15 protein-coding genes are annotated in these 19114 nt (G+C 70.2%); 2 read left to right on the top strand and 13 right to left on the bottom strand.

All coding sequences use genetic code 11. The annotated features are described in order from the left end of the window. Positions 1–25: 25 nt before the first annotated feature. From LFM09_RS36500 to LFM09_RS36550, 11 genes are all read right to left on the bottom strand, one after another. A complete protein-coding gene (locus LFM09_RS36500; RefSeq protein WP_414101166.1) occupies positions 26–1012 on the bottom strand; it encodes an NAD(P)-dependent alcohol dehydrogenase in 987 nt (328 codons plus the stop codon). Beyond that, on the bottom strand, positions 1009–1683 hold the full coding sequence (locus tag LFM09_RS36505) for a DUF2306 domain-containing protein (protein WP_414101167.1): 675 nt from the start codon (positions 1681–1683) through the stop codon (positions 1009–1011). The genes LFM09_RS36500 and LFM09_RS36505 overlap by 4 nt, the downstream gene beginning before the upstream one ends. A gap of 95 nt (positions 1684–1778) precedes the next feature. After that, on the bottom strand, positions 1779–2450 hold the full coding sequence (locus tag LFM09_RS36510; RefSeq protein WP_414101168.1) for a response regulator: 672 nt from the start codon (positions 2448–2450) through the stop codon (positions 1779–1781). Continuing rightward, the gene (locus LFM09_RS36515) at positions 2447–3583 is read right to left on the bottom strand and encodes a sensor histidine kinase (protein WP_414101169.1); all 1137 of its coding nucleotides are present in this window, start codon (positions 3581–3583) and stop codon (positions 2447–2449) included. Before LFM09_RS36515 ends, LFM09_RS36510 begins: the two co-directional genes overlap by 4 nt. Positions 3584–3646: 63 nt before the next feature. Next, a complete protein-coding gene (locus LFM09_RS36520; RefSeq protein ID WP_414101170.1) occupies positions 3647–4294 on the bottom strand; it encodes a TetR/AcrR family transcriptional regulator in 648 nt (215 codons plus the stop codon). Between the two features lie 17 nt (positions 4295–4311). Continuing rightward, the gene (gene atzF, locus LFM09_RS36525) at positions 4312–5988 is read right to left on the bottom strand and encodes an allophanate hydrolase (protein ID WP_414101171.1); all 1677 of its coding nucleotides are present in this window, start codon (positions 5986–5988) and stop codon (positions 4312–4314) included. Then, on the bottom strand, positions 5985–9584 hold the full coding sequence (gene uca / locus LFM09_RS36530; RefSeq protein WP_414101172.1) for an urea carboxylase: 3600 nt from the start codon (positions 9582–9584) through the stop codon (positions 5985–5987). The genes atzF and uca overlap by 4 nt, the downstream gene beginning before the upstream one ends. Further along, positions 9581–10261 carry an urea amidolyase associated protein UAAP2 gene (locus LFM09_RS36535; protein ID WP_414101173.1) on the bottom strand — a complete coding sequence of 227 codons (681 nt, stop codon included), beginning with the start codon at positions 10259–10261 and terminating at the stop codon, positions 9581–9583. Before LFM09_RS36535 ends, uca begins: the two co-directional genes overlap by 4 nt. Continuing rightward, a complete protein-coding gene (locus LFM09_RS36540) occupies positions 10258–11076 on the bottom strand; it encodes an urea amidolyase associated protein UAAP1 (RefSeq protein WP_414101174.1) in 819 nt (272 codons plus the stop codon). The genes LFM09_RS36535 and LFM09_RS36540 overlap by 4 nt, the downstream gene beginning before the upstream one ends. Further along, positions 11077–12597, bottom strand: a complete 1521-nt coding sequence (locus LFM09_RS36545) for an APC family permease (RefSeq protein WP_414101175.1) — start codon at positions 12595–12597, stop codon at positions 11077–11079. Between the two features lie 157 nt (positions 12598–12754). Beyond that, on the bottom strand, positions 12755–16102 hold the full coding sequence (locus LFM09_RS36550; protein WP_414101176.1) for a diguanylate cyclase: 3348 nt from the start codon (positions 16100–16102) through the stop codon (positions 12755–12757). Between the two features lie 363 nt (positions 16103–16465). Here LFM09_RS36550 and LFM09_RS36555 point away from each other — a divergent pair, with 363 nt between their 5' ends. Then, positions 16466–17032 (top strand): hypothetical protein, encoded by a 567-nt coding sequence (locus tag LFM09_RS36555; protein WP_414101177.1) that lies wholly within the window; start codon positions 16466–16468, stop codon positions 17030–17032. Positions 17033–17101: 69 nt separating this feature from the next. After that, positions 17102–17671, top strand: a complete 570-nt coding sequence (locus LFM09_RS36560; RefSeq protein WP_414101178.1) for a dihydrofolate reductase family protein — start codon at positions 17102–17104, stop codon at positions 17669–17671. Between the two features lie 15 nt (positions 17672–17686). Here LFM09_RS36560 and LFM09_RS36565 read toward each other — a convergent pair whose 3' ends face one another. Beyond that, positions 17687–18688, bottom strand: coding sequence for an RNA polymerase subunit sigma-70 (locus tag LFM09_RS36565; protein ID WP_414101179.1), 1002 nt, complete (start codon positions 18686–18688; stop codon positions 17687–17689). Positions 18689–18719: 31 nt separating this feature from the next. Next, positions 18720–18950, bottom strand: a complete 231-nt coding sequence (locus LFM09_RS36570) for a hypothetical protein (protein ID WP_414101180.1) — start codon at positions 18948–18950, stop codon at positions 18720–18722. Between the last annotated feature and the right edge of the window lie 164 nt (positions 18951–19114).

The following is a 19114-nucleotide window of genomic DNA, read 5'->3' on the forward strand; positions in this document are numbered from 1 at the left end:
TGTCGTCGGTGGGCGGCACACGAGATCACACCGTGATGACGACCTTCGCGCGGGCGTGTTCGGTCTCGATGTAACGCACGGCATCGGGCACCTCGTCCAACGAGCAGGTGCGGTCGATCACCGGTGTGAAGCCTCCCGACTCGGCGAGGTGCCGCAGCGCCACGAGGATCTCCCGGTCGACTGTCGTCGTGAGCACCAGCAGCCGCTCGCGGACGAACGGGGCCATCAGCTTCGCCCTGATCATCAGCCACATCGGCCCGACGAGGCTGCCGCCGCTGAACACTCCCCCACCGGACAGCACGATCGTCCCGCCGGGCGTGCATGCGCGCCGCAACCAGGTCAGCGAGTGGTTGCCGACCAGATCGAAGACGAGGTCGTAGCGCGTGCCGTTCCTGGTGAAGTCGTTCGTGGTGTAGTCGATGACGTGATCCGCGCCGAGCGACGCCACCAGCTCGACGTTCCTCGTGCTGCACACGGCAGTCACCTTGGCGCCCAAGGACTTCGCGATCTGCACGGCGAACGTGCCCACGCCTCCGGACGCCCCGTTGACCAGGACGTGCTGTCCTGGCTGGAGCCTTCCGATGTCCCGCAGTCCCTTCAGCGCGGTGTGCCCGGCCAGTGGTATCGCGGCGGCCTGCTCGAACGTCAGGTCGGCGGGCTTGGCCTCCACGAGCTTCTCGGACACGCACACGTACTCGGCGAACGCACCGTCGGCGGCACCGAGGTCGCCGAACACCTCGTCACCGGGCCGGAAGCGCCGCACGTCCCGGCCCACCGCCTCCACCCTGCCCGCGAAGTCGCGGCCGCGGATCTTCCTCCTGGGAGCGGTGACTCCGAGCCCGGTGAGCCTGGCCAGGTAGGGGTCTCCGCGCATGATGTGCCAGTCGTACGCGTTGATCGAGGCCGCGTGCACCCGTACGAGAATCTCGTCACCGGAGGCCGCCGGCAGCTCCACGTCGCGGAACTCCAGCGTGTCCGGCGATCCGTACCGGTCCTGAACAACTGCCTTCATCGGGTCTCCTCGAGCGTGACTCGGACCTTGGCGGCCGCGCGAGTCGGCAGCGCCTGGCGGCGGATGATCCACTCCGCCACGGCGAGGTTGATGAGCCAGGCGGCGAGCATCAGCAACGCCTTGGCGAGCCGGTCGGGCGTGCCGACGGCCACGAGCCACGTGCCCAGCGTCACCGCTTGGGTGCCGCCGCCGAGCCCGATCGCGAAACCGCGGATCATCCAGGCGCGGTGCCCGGTGACGTCCCGGCGGCGGATGGCGGCGAACCCGAGGACGATGAACACCACCCACGCAGTGCCGAACACCAGCCGGAAGCCGGTGAGCAGAGCGCCCACGTCGGCGGGTTTGGGGTAGAACACGGTCATCCACAGACCTGTCAGCGCTCCCAGGAGTCCACAAAGGACCAGAAGCCGCCCTGCCGCCCGGTGCCATCCCGGTCTGCGGCGGCGGAAGCCCGGAGCGAACTGGAAGGCACCGAGGATGGTGTACACGCTGAGCGTGACGGCGTGCAGCACCACGGGCACCGGTGAGGCGAAGAACCGCGCGTTCTCCGGTGTGATCTCCGCGCCGCCGCCCAGCTCGGCCAGCCGCTGGGCGCCACCGAGCACCGGGATGACGCTGAACAGGATGATCGCGGCCGGGATGAGCTTGTCCCACTTGGTGGAGGAGGTCATGCGCCAGATCGTGCCGCGAGCGGCGGTGTCAACTCATCGGAAGATGGGCCGCGATCGTCCTGGCCGATGGTCCAGCCCGCTCGTCGTACTTTCGGCTACCGGTGCCGGAACCCACCCCGGACGCGCTTGGTCTCGTAGGCCCAGATGGCGATCTCGACCCGGTTCCTGGCCCCGATCTTGGCCATCAGGCTGGCGATGTGGCTCTTGACGGTGCTGAGCGTGATGTGGAGCTCCTTGGCGACCTCGCTGTTGGTGCTCCCTCCCGCGACGGAGGCGAGGACCTGCTCCTCCCGTTCGGTGAGCGGCTCGATCGGCTGCACCGCGCGACCGGCAGGCCCGGTGTCGGCGAAAGCCTCGATCAACCGGGCGGTGACGCTGGGGGCGATCAGGGCGTCGCCGGAGGCCGCGGCGTGGACGGCCTGGGCGAGCAGGGCGGTGCCGGCGTCCTTGAGCAGGAATCCCCTGGCACCTGCGCGCAGTGCGGCGTAGACGTACTCGTCGAGGTCGAACGTGGTGATCACGACGACGGCGAGCGGGTCGGCGACGCCAGGCCCGGCGAGCAGGCGGGTGGCCTCGATGCCGTCGATCCCGGGCATGCGGATGTCGAAGAGGCACACGTCCGGCCGCAGCCGGCGGGCCAGTTCCACGGCCTGTCGTCCGTCCGGTGCCTGCCCGACGACCTCGATGCCCGGCTGGGCGTCGAGGATCATCGCGAGTCCTGTGCGGACGATCTCCTGGTCGTCGGCGACGATGACCCGGATGCTCATGCGGGCGACCCGGTGAGCGGCAGCACGGCGGTCACGGTCCAGCCCCGGCCGGGGTCCGGGCCTGCCTCACAGCTGCCGCCGAGCAGGTCGGCGCGTTCCATCATGCCGATCAGACCGTGTCCCTGCGCCGAGGTGCCGCGGACGTTGGCGGTGTCGCCGTCGTCGCTCACCCGCAGGTGGACCGACGAGGCGCCGACGGTGACCCGCACCTCGATGCGGGTGGCGTGCCGGGCGTGCCGCCGCGCGTTGGTGACCGACTCCTGGGTGAGCCGGTAGATCGCGGTCCCCACCGACTTCGGCAGGTCGTCGACGGTTCCTTCGATGTGCACGTCGACCTCCGGTCCTGGCCGGCCGGGGCTGGCGAGCCGTTCGATGTCGGCAACGGTCGGGCTGGGTGCCAGGTCCGCGGGCTCGTTGTGGCGCAGGGCTCGTACCAGCGTGCGCATCTCGGCGAGCGCCCGCGACGCCTCCGACTCGATCAGGCCGAGCGCCTCGATCGCCGCCTCCGGCCGGGACGCCGCCGTCGCCAGCCCGGCCTGGGCCCGGATCGCCATCGCCGACACGTGGTGCGCCACCGTGTCGTGCAGGTCGCGTGCCAGCCGCTCCCGTTCCAGCAGCTTGACCTGTTCGAGGTCCCGTGCCCGTGCCCGCCCCCGGTAGCGCACCGCGGCACCGAGGGCGAACGCCGCGCCGAGAACAGCGCTTCCGCCCACGGCCTCCCCCACGCTGATGAACCCGAGCGCCGCCGACAACCCGACCTTGCCGAGCATGATCGCCAGCCCGATCACCGCCTCACGCCCGGAACCCCACCGGAACAGCGAGAACGGGAAGAGCACCAGGTAGACCATCACGTTGAGCTCGGGCTCGCCCCCGAACACGAGCGACGCGACCGCGGCGACGCCGAACGCGACGGCGACCGCGAACAGCGGTCGGCTCCGGCGCAGCAACAACAGCGGCAGGAGCCCCACCGCCACGATCAGCGAGCCGACCCGTGAGTTCAGGTCCGTCCGCAGCAGTGTCTCCAGCACCGCAGCCGCCAGGAGCACGGCGACAAGTGCCCAGTCCCACCACACCCGCGCCGCCGCACGCACCGGCCGGGGCTCATCCCACACCGACCGCAGAAGGGCGAACACGTCCTCATCGTACGAGAGCCCACGGCAGGACAGATCAGTCCAAAGTACGAGACCCCGGCCCCGCTACGTCAGGACCGCGGCGGCCCTGCGCGCAGCGGCGATCCCCCGCTGACCGACACCGCACACGCGCAGGCACGCTTCGGCGATGGCGTGGCAGTCGGACGTGTCGGGCACGCGGGTTCGCCGTTGCTGGATCACGACTTCGACGAGCTGGATCAGCATTTCGCCCCGGCGTGTGCCCGCGCCCGACGCCGGGTCGTCGCCGGCGATCCTCGCGCCGAGGCGGGCGTAGACGTCCTGCAGTGCCGCCCGATCCTCACGGAACAGGTCGTAACGCTCCAACTGCACCTCGGGTAGCAGGTAGAGCATCCCGATGTTGTGGGGTGCAGTCGCGAGCGTGTGCGCGTCGGCCACCGCCAGTGCGTACAGCGCGGGCTCCGCGGCGGCACCTTCCAGGGACCGGGCGATCTCCAGACTGGGCCGCACGGAGATGCGGAGCAGTTCCAGGAGGATCTCGTCCTTGCCGGCGAAGTGGTAGTAGAGCGACGCCTGCCTGATCCCCACGCTGTCGGCGATGGCGCGGGTGGAGGTGGCGGAGAACCCCTGGTCGACGAAGAGCGCGGCGGCCGCTTCGAGGATCTGTTCGCGTGGCGACCGGTCATCACCCTCGTCGGGCGCGTGGCGCGGGCGGCCGGGCCGAGGGCGGGTCACCGCGCCATTGTCCCCGATCATGCCCGTGCCGCGAGGTAGCCGCGCCACCCGCCGAACGCGGTGATGTCCTCGGTGCCTTCCAGGGCCCACGGTTCGGCGAGAAAGCCTGAAACGTGGGAACCGTCGGACAGCTCGACGGTGCCGATGACCATCGGTGGCGGCACCGCGGCGACGAAGGTGCCGAAACCCGCAGCGGGGAGCCGCCAGACCTCGCCCTCGACACCGGAACCTCCTTCCGGCACGCGGACCAGGCCGGGCTTGGGCGGTGTCGTGGCCAGTGCTCGCAGCCGGTACGTCTCGGCGGTCCGAGCCGGACTGACCAGGGAGCCGCCGGCCTGCACCAGTTGGTTGTTCAGAGGCTGGCCGCTGAGGTGCGCGCCCACCACGAACAGGTCGAGCGACGGTGCGAGCAGTCGCTCCGCGAGCGTGGCCAGGGCGCGGTCGCTGAACGCGGGACCGGTGAACATCACCCCGAACGGCAGTCCGTCGACGAATCCCGCCGGCACCGCGAGCGAGGCGAGGTCGAGCAGGTTGGCGAAGTTGGTGAAGCGGCCCAGCCGGCTGTTGACGCCGATCGGGTCGGCGGCCACCTCGTCCAGCGTGGGATGGCAGACCGTCGTGGGGGTCAGCAGCGCGTCGCACCCGGCGAGCAGGGTTCGTCCCGCCGCGCCGAGACGGGCGAGGGTGGCGGTGTCCTCGGCCCACTGCGCGGCCGACGGGGCCGCTCCCGCCACGATGATCGCGGCCACGGTGGGGTCGAGGTCGGTGCCGATCAGGTCGCGGTGCGACTCGACGTGGGCACCCACGGCGGCGTAGCGCTCGGCGACGAAAGCGCCGCCGTACAACAGCTTTGCGGCTTCCAGCAGTGGTGCGACGTCGACCTCGACGATCTCCACACCGCCGGCGGCCAGGCTCGCCACCGCGGCCGCGAAGGCCTCGCGCCAGCCGGGTGCCATGTCCGCCAGGTGTTCGCTCGTGGGGACGGCGACGCGCGGCCTCGGCGGGAGCACGACGTCCGCGCGGGCTTCGCGCGACAGCGGATCCGCGGTGTCCGGCCCGGACATGAGCTCCGCGGTCAGCCGCGCGAGGGCGAGATCGCGGGCGAAAACCGTGACGCAGTCCAAGGAGTAGCACGCGGGCACGACACCGGTGACGGGGACGAGGCCCTTCGTCGGCTTCACCCCGATGACACCGTTGAGCGCGGCCGGGACCCGGCCGGAGCCCGCGGTGTCGGTGCCCAGCGCGGCGTCGACGATGCCGAGCGCGACGGCGACCGCGGAGCCCGCGGACGAACCGCCGCTGATCCTGGCGGGGTCCCAGGCGTTGCGGACCGCGCCGTACGGGCTCCTGGTGCCCACCAGTCCGGTCGCGAACTGGTCGAGGTTGGTCTTGCCGATCACGACGGCGCCCGCGGCCCGCAGCCGCGCGACCGCGGTGGCGTCGGCGTCCGGCCGGTAGAGGTAGGAGTGCGCGGCCGCGGTGGTCGGCAGCCCCGCCACGTCGATGTTGTCCTTGACCGCGATCACCTTGCCCGCCAACGGGAGGTCTTCGCCCGCGGCCAGCCGTGCGGCGATCTCCTTCGCGTCGGACACCGCGTCTTCGCGGTGGCGCCGCGTCACCCAGATCTCGGGCCGGTCGACCGCGTCGATCCGGTCGTAGGCCGCCTCGACCGCGGCGACGGGATCCGGCGTCACGGCCGCACCGCCGCGAGGATCTGACCCGGATCGACCTGGTCGCCGGGACGCACGTAGAGCTCGACCAGCCTGCCCGTGACGGGTGCGGTCACCTTGGCCTCCATCTTCATCGTTTCCACGGTGAGGACCGGATCTCCTTCTCCCACCAGCGTTCCCGGCTCCCCGACGAGCCGCCAGACGGTCGCGGTGAACGGTGCGGTCACGGCGACCGCGCCGGCGGGAAGCGTCACCTCCGGCGCGGTGACCTCTGCCGGTTCGTCGTGCCGGTCGAACTCACCGGCAAGGCGCCAGCGTTGTTTCTCCGCTTCGAAGGCAGCCGTCTGACGCGTGCGGAAAGCCGCGATGTCGTCCGCGTTGTCGTCGAGGAACCGGACGTGGTCGGCGATCGAGAACGTTCCGTCGACCGTCTCGAAGTCGCCCCGTCCGGCGTCGGTCTCGGCGCGGAGCTCCAGCAGTTCGCCGGCTTCGACCGGGTACCACTCGATCCGGTCGAAGAAGCGCAGCGCCCAGGGGTGTTCGGCGAACAACCCTCCACGGCGGTAACGGTTCCACACCTGCACGGTGCGGCCGACGAACTGGTATCCGCCGGGCCCTTCCATGCCGTAGACGCACAGATAGGCGCCGCCGATGCCGACCGAGTTCTCCGCCGTCCACGTCCGCGCGGGGTTGTACTTCGTGGTCACCAGCCGGTGCCGGGGATCGAGCGGCGTCGCCACCGGGGCGCCGAGGTAGACGTCACCGAGGCCCAGCACCAGGTACGAGGCGCCGAACACCGTCCGGTAGACGTCGTCCACCGACTCCAAACCGTTGATGCGGCGGATGAACTCGATGTTCCACGGTGTCCACGGCGCGTCCGAGCGCACTCCGGCCATGTACCGCTCGATCGCCAGTCTCGTGGCCGGGTCGTCCCAGCTCAGCGGCAACCGGACCGTGCGGGACGGCACCACGAGATCTTGCGTGGGCGGCACCTCGGACTCGAGCTCCTGCAGCAACCGTGCGACGTCCGAGGCCTTCAAGCGCGAAGGATCGGTGTGGACCTGCAACGAACGGATGCCCGGGGTGACGTCGAGGACGCCCTCCGGACCATGTGCCGCAAGGGTTTCCTGGAGCGCGTGCACCCGCATGCGCAGGGCGAGGTCGAGGGTCATCGGCCCGTACTCGACGAGCACGTTGCCGTCGCCGTCGCGGCGATAGGTCACGGACGGCCGATCCTCGGTCTCCTCAAGGCGACCCAGCACACCGTCGTCACCGTCGCCGCCCGAGGTGAGCACGTGCGGGACGGCTCGCCGGTCGAGGACGCCATCGGCCTCACGCACGCGCACGAAGCGCACCGCGTCGCCGGGACGCAGCTGCCCGAGCTTCCAGAGGTCACCGCTCGCGACCACGGCCGGGCAGACGAACCCGCCCAGGGACGGGCCGTCCGGGCCGAGGACGACCGGGGTGTCGCCGGTGAAGTCGACGGCACCGACGGCGTAGGGCGTGTCGTGGATGTTCGAGGGGTGCAGTCCCGCGTCACCACCGTCCGGCCGCGCCCAGGCCGGTTTCGGGCCGATCAGCCGGATTCCCGTGCGCGCCGAGTTGTGGTGCACCTTGAAATCGGCCGCGTAGAAGGAATCCAGGTCCACGCGGGTGAAGAACTCCGGTGCCCCGTGCGGTCCTTCGGTGACCGCGATCTGCCAGCTGCTGGTGATCGCGGGACGGCGGTGCGCCGGCGTCGGGCCACCGATCGTGGTCAGTCCCGGGTTCTCCGCCGCGTCCGGTGAGCCCAGGCGCAGCACGTCACCGGCGAGCAGCGCACGGCCGGCGTGACCGCCGAACCCGCCCAGGGTGAACGTCGCGGCGCTGCCGAGGTAGGCGGGCACGTCGATGCCACCGCGCACCGCGAGGTAGGTGCGCAGTCCGGGACCGGCGGCGGTGCCGATCCTCAGGGTGCCGCCGGCGGGAACGTCGACCGGCTCCCACTGCGGAATGAGCTCGTCGTCCACAAAGGACTCCACGGGCGCGCCGGTGAGGCAGACGACCGACGGCACCGAGAACCGCAGTGTCGGTCCGGCCGCCGTGATCTCCAAGCCTGGTGCGGTGGCGGGATTGCCGACCGCGAGGTTCGCCTCCGTCAGCGAAACCGGGTCGAACGGACCGCTGGGCGGCACACCGACCTGCCAGTACCCGACCCGGCCCGGCAGGTCCTGCACCGTCGTCATCGTCCCCGGCACGAGGACGTCGACGCGAGGATCGGGATCGGTGGTGCGATCAAGGGTGGACGTCGAGTGCACGGCGGCCCGCACGTCGTCGGAGCCGGTGAGTGCGCGCAACAGCCCCAGGTTGGTGACGACGCCGTCGACGCGGGATCCGTCCAGCGCCTCGCCGAGGAGGTCCAGCGCGGCGTCCCTGGTGGGTCCCGCGGCGATCACCTTGGCCAGCATCGGGTCGTAGTGGGGCGAGACCTCCAGCCCGGTCTCGATCCAGCCGTCGACCCGGACCCCGGCGAGATCGTCGGGGAAGACCGCCCGCGTCACCAGGCCCGGCGACGGCAGCGACTCCTTCGCGGGATCCTCGGCGTAGACACGGGCTTCGACGGCGTGCCCGTCCGGCACCCACGCGGAGTCGAAGACGCTGTCCGGCAGACCGTCCGCGCCGTCCCTGGCCAGCCGCAGCATCAGCTCGACCAGGTCGACGCCGAATACCAGCTCGGTCACCGGGTGTTCGACCTGCAGCCGCGTGTTGACCTCCAGGAACGACGCCTCCTGACGGACCGGGTCGTAGATGAACTCGACGGTGCCGGCACTGCGGTAGCGCACCGACGCCGCCAGGTCCCGCGCAGAGGTGTGCAGCAGCGAGCGAACGTGATCGGGCAGAGCCGGAGCGGGTGCCTCCTCGACGACCTTCTGGTTGCGGCGCTGCAACGAGCAGTCGCGGTCACCGATCACCGCGACGCGGCCGAGACCGTCACCGAAGAGCTGCACCTCGACGTGCCGAGCCGGGCGCACCAGCCGTTCCAGGAACACCCCGGCGGCGCCGAAGTTCTGCTGCGCCAGCACGGCGACGCGGTCGAACGCCTCGCGCACCTCGTCGGTGGTGGCGCAGGCCTGCATGCCGATGCCGCCGCCTCCCCCGGTCGCCTTGACCATGACGGGCAGCCCGATTCGTCCGGCCTCGGCAACGGCCTCGTCAGCGGACGACAGCAGACCGGTCCCGGCGAGCATGGGCACGCCCGCGCGTTGCGCGAGCTCCCGAGCGGTGTGCTTCTCCCCGAACGCGGCGATCTGCTCGGACGCCGGGCCGACGAACCGCAGGCCCGCCGCCTCGACATCACGAGCGAACGTGACGCTCTCGGACAGGAACCCGTAGCCGGGGTGGATCAGCCCGGCGCCGCTGTCGAGCGCGGCCTCGATGATCGCGTCGGCGCGCAGGTAGGAATCCCGCGCGGGAGCGGGACCGAGCCGGATCGCGGTGTCGGCCTCCCGCACGTGCGGCGCGGCGCGGTCGGCATCGGAGTAGACCGAGACCGCCTTCATGCCCAGCGCGTGCGCGGTGCGGATGATCCGGCGCGCGATCTCGCCCCGGTTGGCGACGAGCACGACGTCGAAGGACGTCATGGCGCCACCACGATCATGCGCAGCGGCGTCGGGTTGAAGTCGTTGCACGGGTTGTTCATCTGGGGACAGTTCGAGACCAGCACGAGCACATCCATGTCGGCACGGATTGCGACCCGCTTGCCGGGCGCCGACATCCCGTCGACGATGCCGAGAGCGCCGTCCGCCTCGACCGGGACGTTCATGAACCAGTTGAGGTTGGACACGAGGTCGCGCAGGCCCAGGCCGTGCTTCTGGCCCTCGGACAGGAAGTTCTCCCGGCACCCGTGGTGGAACATGACGTGGTGGCCGTACCGCAGCGTGTTGGACTCCTTGGAGCAGGCGCCGCCGATCGTGTCCTGGCGGTCGATCTCGTTGCCGACGACGGTCATCAGCGGGTTGCCCAGGTTGCTGCGCAGCACCGTGCCCGTGCGGACGTAGGCGTTGCCCTGCCAGGCCAGCGTGTCCGGCACGCTGTACCGCTCCTCGGTGTCCGCCGCGTTGTAGATCAGGCAGTCTCCCGACTGGTTGCCGCCGACGTCCACAATGGTCAGAACGTGGCCTGCCTCCACCACAGCGGACCACGAGGCATTGGGAGCGACCCGTTCATCCAGCACGACCTCGCCGGGGACGAGCGGTTCCGACCAGTCGAGGGGCGAGCCGGGGGCGAACGTGGCGCCGACCGGAACTGAACTGGTCACAGTCCTCGTGCCTCCGCGTAGTCGATGGTGTTGAGGTAGGCCCGGTTCGCTTCCGGCGTGGCCTGGAAACGGTCGTCGTCCGGTCCCGTCGGCGCAGTGCGCCAGGCGTGCACGCGCAGTGGCCCGACCGCGTAGTCCGGGCGAGGGTCCAGCGGGTGCGGCACGTTGGCCACGAGGATCAGCAACGGCAGTTCGGCCAGCAGTTCGACCGAGACGCCCTCCCCCGCCGATCCCCGCCACACGAAGGTTCCGTCGGCGTCGACCTGGACTCCTTGGAAGAAGGACACACTTGGTGGGAGGTCGCGCGGCGTGAGTCCGTGTTTGGCCGCGGCCTTGACGAACAGCGAACGGCCTGCCGGGGACGGCCCTTCCGGCCTGGCGTCGCCGTACTTGCGCTGGTTCCAGGCCTCGGTGCTCGTTCCGCAGAACGCGTCGTGGTGGCCGGACGTGTCTTCGACGATCGTCGCGAGCACGCGGCCGTCACCCGACAGCAACGGGTGCCCGGCACCGAGGTACGCCTGCCAGGGGATCTTCACGGTGTCGGCGACGTTGAGCCGCTCGACCGGTTCCAGCGCGTTGTAGACGATCACGTGCGCGCAGGCGTCGCCGGTGGGGTCGTCGAACCGGATCCGCGTTCCCCTGGCGAGCACCTTGTGCGCGTATCCGCCCGGGGCAACGGTTTCCGCCCAGGTGAGTGTTTCCACCCCTGCAGGCCGGTACGGGCTCGACGACGCCGGCAGGTACGGCATCCAGTCGCTCGTCTGCCCGCCTCGTGCGCGAGCGTCCGCCCTGGCGTTGAGAACGGAGTCGGTCACTTAGTCCTCCTGTGCGCTGTGCGGGACGTGGCGCAGCTCGATCCGGCCGTGCAGCCGGTGTTTGAAGAGGAGGTACCCGGCGCCCGACGCGAGGCTGAGAGCGACCACGAGCAACGCGCTCCAGCGCAGCCACCAGGTCTCGCCGGTGAGGTCGTAGATCTCCGGGCGCGGCCACAACAGGTTGACCGCCATGCCGATCTGGTAGACGACGGCGAGGGCGTTCAGCGGAAGTCCCCAGGCCCCCAGGCTGAACAACGGTTTCCCTTGCTCGTCAACGCCTCTGGGCCAGGTCTTGCGAAACCGGGTGACCAGCATCGGCAGTGTCACGCCGAGGTAGGCGAGGTAGAGCATCGCGATGCAGAGGCTCGACAGCGCGGTGAAGATCGCGGACTGACCGATGTTGACCACGAGCGCGATCGCCGCACCGACGCCGACCACGATCGAGGCGCCGACCGGGGTGCCGGTGCGCGGAGAAACCTTGCTGAGCTGCCGGTGGAACGGGAAAGCCTTGTCCCTGGCCATCGAGTAGATCATTCGCGCGCCGGCGGTCTGGATCGCCAGTGTGCACGCGAACACCGCCACGGCGACGCAGCACAGGAACAGGCGACCGAGGACACCGCCGAGGCGTTCGGTGAGCACCCACGAGAGCCCGCCGGTCGCCAGGTTGCCGTCGGTGAGGCTCGGCGCGGCCATCAGCGCGCCGATGATGAGCAACGCACCACCGATGGCGGACGCGATGAGCGCGTGCAGGATGGTCCGCGGGGTCGTCCGCCGCGGCGAGTGGGTCTCCTCGGCCAGCTCGCCCGCCGAGTCGAACCCCACCATCACGTACGCGGCCATCAGCGCCGAAGCGAGGAACGCCGGGAGGTAACTGCCTTCGCCGGCCCAGCCCTCGTGCGTGAACACGACCCCAGGACCACGTTCGGGCAGGACGAACAGGGCGAACACCAACGCGACGACCGCGACGATCTCGATCGTCACACCGACGCTCGTGGCCGCGGCCATGTGCCGGATCCCGGCGATGTTCACGATCGTCGTGATCACGAGCAGGATCACGCCGAGCAGCACCGCGTTCTGCGCACCGGTCGGCGAGGACACCGCGGAGTCCGCACCTGGCCCTCCGACGATCTGGAACCCGGACCAGATGCTCGGCAGGACGACCTGGATCGCGATCGCGGCGGCCGCGACGGTGAGGATCTGACCGATGACCATGACCCAGCCGGCGAACCAGCCCGCTGTCGTCCCCGCCAGGCGGCCCGACCACTGGAAGATCGCGCCCGAGACCGGCCAGCGCGCCGCGAGCTCGGCGAAGCACAGGGCCACCAGCAGCTGCCCGGCGAAGACCAGCGGCCAGGCCCAGAAGAACGAGGCGCCACCGAGTCCGAAGCCCAGCCCGAAGAGCTGGAACACGGTGGTGAGGATCGAGACGAACGAGAACCCCGCCGCGAAGGAAGAGAACGTTCCCACTCCCCTGCGCAGCTCCTGGGCGTATCCCGGGGTGTCACTGAGAGACGTGCTCATGAGTCCTCCGAGAGGCCGGGGCGGAATATCTGTCGATCGACAGGTATGACGGTCGCGCTCCGGTATTTCGCGGATCGATGGCACTGCGTAAATTCGCGGTAAACCGTGCTTGCACCGTCCCACAACGGGCAAGCGCTTTCCGCGAGAACGGTCAGACTCAGGCGAACACAGCCGGGTCCACCTCGAAGGCGTGGGCGACCAGCGCGTCGAGGTCCATCGCGGCTCCGTCGGCCATCGCGGCATCCAGTTCGGCATCGGTGAGCACGGCACGGATGCGGCGCAGCGTGCCTTCCCGGACGGCACGCTGGTGCTTGGTCATCGGCAAGCCGTCCTGCTCGCGGATCACCCCGACCGCGCCGAGCATCCTGGCGGCCGACGCGGCGTCCACCGTGCTGAGCAGGTCGACGAGCGAGCTGAGCGTGTAGAGGACCGCGAACCGGTCGCCGAACCCGTGGTGGATGCGGATGGCGGCGGTGTAGAGGCGGTAGGCCTCGACCGGATCGCCTTCCAGCCTGGTGAGCCGGCCGAGGATGTGGAAGGCGTAGGCCTCGCCGCCCATGTCCCCGATCTGCCTGCTGGTCTCGACGGCTTCGGTGAGCAGCGGGCGAGCCGCGGCGGCGTCGCCGAGGTCCACGCAGACGTCACCGAGACCGACGAGGTCCAGTGACAGCGTGCGGAGGTTGCCGGCCACGCGGTCCGCCGCGACGTTGTCCCGCATCAGGTCGCGCGCGGTGTGCAGATCGCCCTCGAAGCGGGCGATGATCGACAGGTTGCCGCGCGCCGCGGCCAGGACGTTGGCGCGTTTCCCGTGCGCCTGCTCGATTTCGACGCACTCGCCGAAGCACGCACGGGCCTGGTCCAGGTCACCGCGCTGCCTGGCGACGAGACCGACGATGTTGAGCGCTTGAGCCACCAGGTCGTGGTCGCCGAGCCGGCGGCCGATCTGCAGGCTCTGCTCGCCCAGCGACAGGGCGGTCGCCTGGTCGTCCTGCTTGATGGCGAGGAACGCGGCGGACTCCATCACCCTGCCGCGGACACCCTCCGGCAGCCGGTCCACCGTGTCCGCGAGCAGGCGGCGGTGCCATTCCCTGCCTTCGCGGATGTGCCAGCCCTTCTGCCAGAACCTGTTGATTCCGAGGACGATCCGGGCGGCGGTGAGCGGATCCCGGTCTGCGATCGCCTGGGTGTGCGCCGCGCGCAGGTTGAGGTACTCGCTGCTGACCCGCGCGTACCAGGCCGCTCCGTCGTGGCCGCCCAGTCCGCGGTCCGCGCGTTCGGCGAACTCGGCGAAGTAGGCCGTGTGACGCGCGGTCACTTCCCCGTCCGACAGCCGTTCGCCCGCGTAGGCCCGGATGGTCTCCAGCATCGTGTACCTGAGCCCGTCCTCGGTGTGCCGCGCGCCGAGGAGGTTGCGGTCGACCAGCCCGGTCAGCCGCTGGGTGATGCTCTTGTCGCTCGTCTCGGAGGGCAGGCAGATCGCGGCGACGGCGTCGGCCGTGCAGCCACCGGCGAACACCGCCAGGCGGGTCAGCAGCTCCTGGTCGTCGGCGTCGAGCAGTTCGAAGCTCCAGTCGATGGTGGCGCGCAGGGTCTGTTGCCGCGCCGGCAGGTCCTGCGGCCCGACGGCGGGCAGCTCCGACCGTTCGTTCAACTGGGCGAGGATCTCGGTCGGCGAAAGGACATCGCAGTTCGCCGCGGTGAGCTCGATGGCCAGTGGCAGCCCGTCCAGCCGGATGCACACCTCGGCCGCGGCACGCAGGTCGTCCGCGGAGAAGGTCAGCCCGTACACGGCCTCGGTGGCCCTGGACACGAACAACGCCAGCGCCGGCCAGGACGCCAGCGCCTCGTCGGTCTCCTCCGGCCGCGACGGCAGGCGGTCGAGGTCGGGCACCGGCAGCGGCGGGACCGGGTAGACCTGCTCGCCGCTGAGCCGCAGCCGCTGCCGGGTCGTGGTCAGCACCCGCACCCCCGGCGCCGCGGCCAGCAGCGCGGACACGAACGAGCCGGCGCTCAGCACGTGCTCGAAGTTGTCCAGCACCAGCAGCAGTTCGAGCTCGCTCAGCGCCCGGATCACCGCGTCGGTCAGCGGCTCGTTCGTGCCCTCCGGCACCTCCAGCACCGCGGCGACCGCGGAGACCACCATCTCCGTCGTGGTGGCCTCGGCGAGCGACACGAACACGGCCCCGTCCGCGAACTCGTCCGCCACCGCCCCCGCGACCGCCAGCGCCAGCCGGGTCTTGCCGATGCCACCGGCGCCGGTCAGCGTGACCAGCCGCCGTTCGGAGAGCAGGTCGGCCATCCGCGAGACGTCCCGCGCCCGGCCCACCAGGCTGCTGACCGCCGCGGGCAACCGTCGCCGGGCGTTGTCGGCGCGGGCTATCGCCTCCGCGGACACGCCCCAGTCCCCGTTGCCGCCCTGCTCCAGGTCGCCGCGGTCGGCGAGCTGCGTCAGCCCGCGCTCGGCCTGGGCGATGAAGCCGCCACTGCGCCGGGCCAGCCAGTGCACCAGTTCCCGCGTGGGCTCACCGTGCAGGGTCGTGCGCAGCCACACGTGCAGCGCCGAATCGGACAGCGGCGCCAGCACCGCGGTGTCCAGCAGCGGCAGCACCTGCGGTACCGGCCCAGCGGGATCGTGCATCGCCTGGACCAGCCCCACGACCCGCGGACCACCGGAGCCGGCCAACCGCCGCACCCGCCGTCCCACGTCCGCGATGTCGGCGTCGGTGTCGACGAGCACGAGCACCCGCTCGGCGTGCCGCGCCGGTTCCACGGCCCCGTCGACCACCTCGAACCCGCGCAGCCCGGCCAGTTTGCCGACCTCGGCCAGGAACCTGGTGTGCCCGGCGCCGCGCTCGCCCGCCACCCTCAGCGCGCCGCGTCCGGACACGTCCAGCCGCACGAGGAAGTCACGCACGACGGCCAGTGCCGCGTCCCGCTCCAGCAACCTCTCAGACGACCGCCGCCCGCTCGCCTGCAGGTCATCGCCCACCGCACGGCCCCGCCCGCGGCGCTTGGCCAGGTAGTTGCGTCGATCGGCGAGCTCGATCAGCGACTGGCGGTCCGCCGCGTCGTCCGGGAAGGTGGCCAGTCCGAGGCTGATCGACACCGACAGCGGTGGATTACCCGCGAACGGCTTGGTGCCGATGGCGTCCACCAACCGCGTCGCGACCTGCAGCGCCTCCACCGCGCCCGTCTCCGGCAGCACCAGCACGAACTCGTCCCCGCCGTAGCGCACCAGCACGTCCGCATCGCGGACCACACTCTCGGCCCGCTCGACGATCGCCCGCAGCACCGCGTCACCGCGGGCGTGCCCGTACGCGTCGTTGACGGTCTTGAAGTGGTCGACGTCGAACACGAACACCGAGCAGCAACCGCCGATGTGCCGCGCCCTGGCGATCGCGCCGTCGAGGCAGCCGTTCAGACCCCTACGCGCGAGCGCACCGGTGACCACGTCGGTGAGCAGTGTGCGCAGCACACCGCGGTCGAGATCGGGAGGATCGGTCACGACGCTCCGTTAGAGGTTGGGACGACCGCATTCGTAAGCCGCGTACCGTAACCGACAGCGGCTGTTGGACGGTACCCAACGACTACCACAACCAACCGCCGCAATTCTCAAATCATTCATGTCCGATCAGTTGTGGCGACACAGGTGGGATCATCCCCGCAGGCGGTCCATCGCTCCCTGATCCATGCGCGTTCCGCGCCGGCTTGCATGTCGCTTGTGGACAGGAAGGCCGGCGGCTTTCCCACGAGGTCCAGTCAGCGGACCGGACTCTGGCCATCCGAACGGTTCTTCGAGATCGTCTGCACGTTCACGTCGACAGGTGATCATCCGATGACGGGAACCGATCCAGGAGGGGGATCTGCGGTGGGGATTCGTGCGAGGTTGTGCCGCTCGGCCGTCGCCGGGGCGGTGTCGGTCGCACTGCTGCTGGCAGGCGTGGGAACGGCCCAAGCAGGGGTGCGGTCGTTCCAGGACGGATTCGAGTCGAATCCGGCAGCGAAGTGGACCGTGCAGACCATCGGCGGTGGACAGGCCGGATTCGACTACAACATCAACGCCGGCCGGTCGGGCCAGAACAACGGCTGGCTGCATTCCGGCTACAACGCCCCCGCGGGCACCGCGGCAGCCATGGGGGTCTGGGTGTCCACCGGCACCGGCGGTACCAGTGACTGCATCGCACAGATCTACGTCAACCCGCTCAACGACCGCAGCACGTCCGTCAACGTCGAGATCTTCGACTCGGCCGGGACCAAGATCACCGGCGCCTCGCGGAACCTCACGTTCACGGGGTACCAGGCCGTCCAGTCCGACTGGTTCCAGCTGAACGGCTACCGGTCGGTCTTCGCTCGATTCATGGTCGTCGACAAGGGTCGCGGCCACGACGGTGAGTGGCTGCGCCTCGACGACTTCGCCTTGCACTGTTACTACTGACGGCTGCACAGATCAGGTTTCCGCGCCACGCCCGTCTGTACGTGTGAGATCAGCTCACAGGAGGCAGGCATGGCGCGGAAACTGATCTTCGGCATGAACGCGACCCTGGACGGCTACACCGCCGCGACCGGCGACGACATCGGCTGGAGCGGGCCGCCGAGCGACGAGCTGTTCCAGTGGTGGCTCGACCACGAGCGGGCGAACGATCTGATGCTGTACGGGCGCAAGCTGTGGGAGACGATGAGTTCCTACTGGCCGACCGGCGACCAGCAGCCCGACGCCACCCCGGCGCGGATCGAGTTCGCGCGGAACTGGCGGGACACGCCGAAGGTGGTGTTCTCCTCGACGATCGACGAGGTCGACTGGAACACCCGCCTGGTCACCGGTGACGCGGTCGCCGAGATCACCCGGCTCAAGGCCGAGGACGGCGGACCGATGGGCATCGGCGGCGCAACGCTCGCCGGGGCGGCCGTGCGAGCCGGGCTCGTCGACGAGTACGCCGTGGTCACCTACCCGGTCCTGGTGGGCGGTGGCACGCCGTTCTTCGCGGCGCTGGACAGCTGGGTGAACCTCGACCTCGTGGAGACGCGGACGTTTCCCGGCGGCGTGGTGCTGACCCGCTACGAGACGAGGCAATGAGGGAACGTCCCCTGGTCACAGGGTCGGGGGCAGGTCCAGCCACGGTTTGTCGGCGGTGTCGAATCCGGTGAGTTCGGCGATCTTGCCGTCGACGATGTGCAGGACCGCGATGGCGAACAGCCGGTACTCCGGGTCGTCTGCGGTGCGGAGGTACAGCACGGCGGCAGGCATGAGGTTGACCGTCGTGGCGATGCAGCGCCAGTCGTCGTGGCCGCGCTGGAAGAGCCCGCCGGAGACCCAGCCGTCCACCGCGTCCTCGGCCGTCGTCATCACGGTGCCGGGGTCGGGCAGCATCGCGAAGCGCAGGTCGTCGCGCAGCAGGGACGTCAGCGCGTCGAGGTCGTTGCGCTCGTGGGCGTCGATGTACGACTTCACCAGGCCGCGCTCGTCGTTCGACAGCTCGTGGGTGGCTGGGCTCCGCCAGTCGAGGCGGCGGTCGGGGAGCTGCTCGCGCATCGTCACGCGCGCCCGCTGCAGTGCGCTGGTCACCGACGCGACGGTCAGCTCCAGGGAGTCGGCGGCCTTCGACGCCGGCCAGCCGAGGACGTCGCGCAGGATGAACACCGCCCGCTGGCGCGGTGGCAGGTGCTGGACCGCGACGATGAACGCCAGCTCGATCGTCTCCCGCGACACCACCGATTCCTGCGGGTCCTCGGGGAGCATGTGGTCGGGATACGGCTGCAGGTACGGCAGCTCGGAGACCGGCAGATCGGACAGCACGGGTGTGCGGTCGTTGCGCTTCTCCAGGAAGTCGAGGCAGGCGTTCGTCGCGATCCGGTACAGCCAGGTCCGCAGCGTGGCGTGGCCCTTGAACGACTCCCGCTTGTTCCACGCCCGCAGGAACGTCTCCTGCGTCATGTCCTGGGCGTCCTCGTAGTTCGCGAGCATCCGGTAGCAGTGCACCCGCAGCTCACGCCGGTGGCGCTCGGTGATGAGCGCGAACCGCGCCGGATCGCCTGAGCGGGCCGCCTCGATGAACGCGGCCTCGTCGGTGCCCGGCGGTCTGGCGTCGGTCATGGTCGTCGATCCTTCCACCGGTGCGAGGGAGCTACCAGAACCGACGGCGTGGCGGACGATTTCTGATCGGTGCCTGGCGACGCTTGTAGTTGCGGAGCAGGAAGAACGAAAGGGTGAACATACCCAGAATCGCCACCAGGAGAATCGTGACGCGCAGCCACTCCGCGGACGCGAGGTAGGAGATCGGTACCAAACTCATGGAAATGACCAGAAACGCCATGAGGGCGCCGTTGCCGTCCGTCTCGGAGTTGTTGTTCGCCATGGTGGCGATGGTAGAGCAGAGCGGCCGGGACGCCGCAATACTGCCCAGGTTGTACCTCTGAATTACTGCGCTGGTTGGACGTGATCGGCGAGCCTCGGCGTTACCGTCGGCAGGCCTAGTTCGAGCAAGTTCATTGGGGAATCAGTTAATGCGTATTCGCTCGA

Origin of the sequence: Lentzea alba (genome assembly GCF_047445655.1) — a bacterium.
Classification (GTDB): Bacteria; Actinomycetota; Actinomycetes; order Mycobacteriales; family Pseudonocardiaceae; genus Lentzea; species Lentzea alba_A.